General features: G+C 71.4%; 2 protein-coding genes. One reads left to right on the top strand and one right to left on the bottom strand.

The window, feature by feature from the left end:
* Nucleotides 1-65 precede the first annotated feature (65 nt).
* Nucleotides 66-647, bottom strand: a complete 582-nt coding sequence (locus ACFU7Y_RS43325) for a MarR family winged helix-turn-helix transcriptional regulator (protein ID WP_224283063.1) — start codon at nt 645-647, stop codon at nt 66-68.
* Between the two features lie 144 nt (nt 648-791).
* Between ACFU7Y_RS43325 and ACFU7Y_RS43320 the strand changes: the two genes are divergently transcribed.
* Nucleotides 792-2,096: an MFS transporter gene (locus tag ACFU7Y_RS43320; protein WP_224283064.1), complete on the top strand. Its 1,305-nt coding sequence runs from the start codon at nt 792-794 to the stop codon at nt 2,094-2,096.
* The last annotated feature ends 44 nt before the right edge of the window (nt 2,097-2,140 follow it).

The following is a 2,140-nucleotide window of genomic DNA, read 5'->3' as shown; positions in this document are numbered from 1 at the left end:
CCGGGAGGAGCCTCCTCCCGGCGGGCCGGACTCGTCTGCCTTCCCGGGCCCCGGGGCCTGCGGGGTCAGGCCGGGTCGGCGGTGCGCCCGGGCGCGTCCGGCCGGCTCTCCTCGATCCGCCGCAGCATCCGGCCCAGCATCGCGGAGAGCGCGGCGCGCTCCTCGCCGGCGATGTCCTGGAGCAGTTCCTCCTCGAACACCGCCGCCATCCGCATCGACTCCAGCCACTTGTCGCGGCCGGTCTCGGTCAGCTCGATGATCACCCGCACCCGGTTGGTCTCGTCCCGTTCCCGGGTGACCAGGCCGTCGGCCACCATCCGGTCGATCCGGTGCGTCATCGCCGCCGGGGTGAGCCCGAGCCGCTTGGCCAGCTCACCCGGCCCCAGCTGGTACGGACTGCCGGAGACCACCAGGGCCTTGAGCACCTCCCACTCGGCGGAGGTGATTCCGAGCACAGTCAGCTGCCGGTCGTACGCCACGCCCATCCGCCGGGAGACCCGGTTGAGGGTCTGCACGATCGTCTCCACCTGGGGGTCGACGGTGGGGAACTCCCGCTGGTAGAGGGCCACCTGCTCGGCGATGCCGAACTCCAGGGGGGTGGCCGGGGCGGGCTTGCCGGCAGCCGGCCGCGGCTTGTCCGTAGTCATGCGGACCAGTGTCGCACGAGCATGCACTCCTTAAGCCTTTGACTCCACACTCTTCTGGTGCTAAGACTTTACCTCGTCAAACTTTAGCTCTGAAATCTTCTGGACTTAAGAGTATCCAGTTGAAACCAGGAAGGGGTGTGCACGGTGACCGGCACGGTGAAGCAGCAGAGGCAGCAGCGGCGTGGAGCGGGCGGCCCGCTGCGCCGCGTCCAGATCGGCAACGCGCTCAGTGCGTTCGGCAGCGGGTTCACGATGCCGTACATGTTCGTGTACGTGGACCAGGTGCGCGGGCTGGGCTCGCTGGCGGCCGGGATGGTGTTCACCGTCTTCGCGCTGGCGGCCCTCGTCGTCCTCCCGTTCATCGGCCGCGGCATCGACAGGTACGGTCCCCGCCCGGTGCTGCTGGCCGGTACGGCACTCGCCGCCACCGGCGCGTTCGCCTTCGGCCACGCCACCGGCACCCCGGCCCTGCTGGTCTCCTCCTTCCTGTTCGGCGCGGGTGTCACCACCTGCCAGCCGGCGCTCGCCACGATGATCGTCCGCTGCTCCACGGCGGCCACCCGCTCGCACGCCTTCGCGCTCCAGTTCACCCTGGTCAACCTGGGCATGGGCATCGGTGCGCTGGTCGGCGGGCAGATCGTGAACGTGGCGGACCCGGCCAGCCTCACCCGGCTGTTCACCATCGAGGCGGTGACCTTCCTCGGCCTCGCCCTGGTCACCGGCACCGCCCGGATGCCCAAGGTCCAGCTGACCGTCGTCCAGGAGCGGACCGACGGCCCGACCGGGCTGCGCGCGCTGGTCGCCGACAAGGCGATGCTGCGGCTCTGCCTGCTCGCCGGGCTGATCTTCTTCACCTGCTACGGCCAGTTCGAGTCCGGCGTCGCGGCCTTCGCCACCGACACCGTCGGCACCGCGCCCTCCACCCTGGGCTTCGCGATCGGCGCCAACGCGCTGACCATCGTGGTGCTGCAGATGTTCGTCGTGCGGATCACCGCGCGCCGCCGCCGCACCACCGCGATGGCCGCGGCCGGCGTGGTCTGGCTCGGCGCCTGGGCGATGGCCCTGGTGGCCGGTCTGATCCGGACCGAGACCATGGCCGCCACGGTCGCCATCGTCTCGATCTACGCCCTCTTCGGCGTCGGCGAGTCTCTGCTCGCGCCCACCATGGGCCCGATCGTCGCGGACCTCGCCCCGGCCCGGCTGCTCGGCACCTACAACGCCGGGTACGCCCTGGTGAAGCAGATCGCGATCGCGGTCGGCCCGGCCGTCGGCGTGCTGCTGGTCGGCTCCGGCACCTGGCCGCTCTACCTGGCGGCCATGGCGGGCTCCACGCTGCTGATCGTCGCCCTGGCGCTGCGGCTGCGCCCGCACCTCACGCCGGAGCAGGACAACGCGGCCCCGGTCGTGGTCCGCGCCGTCCCGGTCCGGGAGCTCCAGACCGCCGCGTAGCGGAAAGGCCCGCAAGGGCGTTCGAAACGGGCGCCGACCAGGTC

This window comes from Kitasatospora sp. NPDC057542, from assembly GCF_042801945.1.
Taxonomy (GTDB): domain Bacteria; phylum Actinomycetota; class Actinomycetes; order Streptomycetales; family Streptomycetaceae; genus Kitasatospora.
The sequence above is the reverse complement of the archived record's forward strand: the minus strand, read 5'-3'. Positions and strand labels throughout refer to the sequence as shown.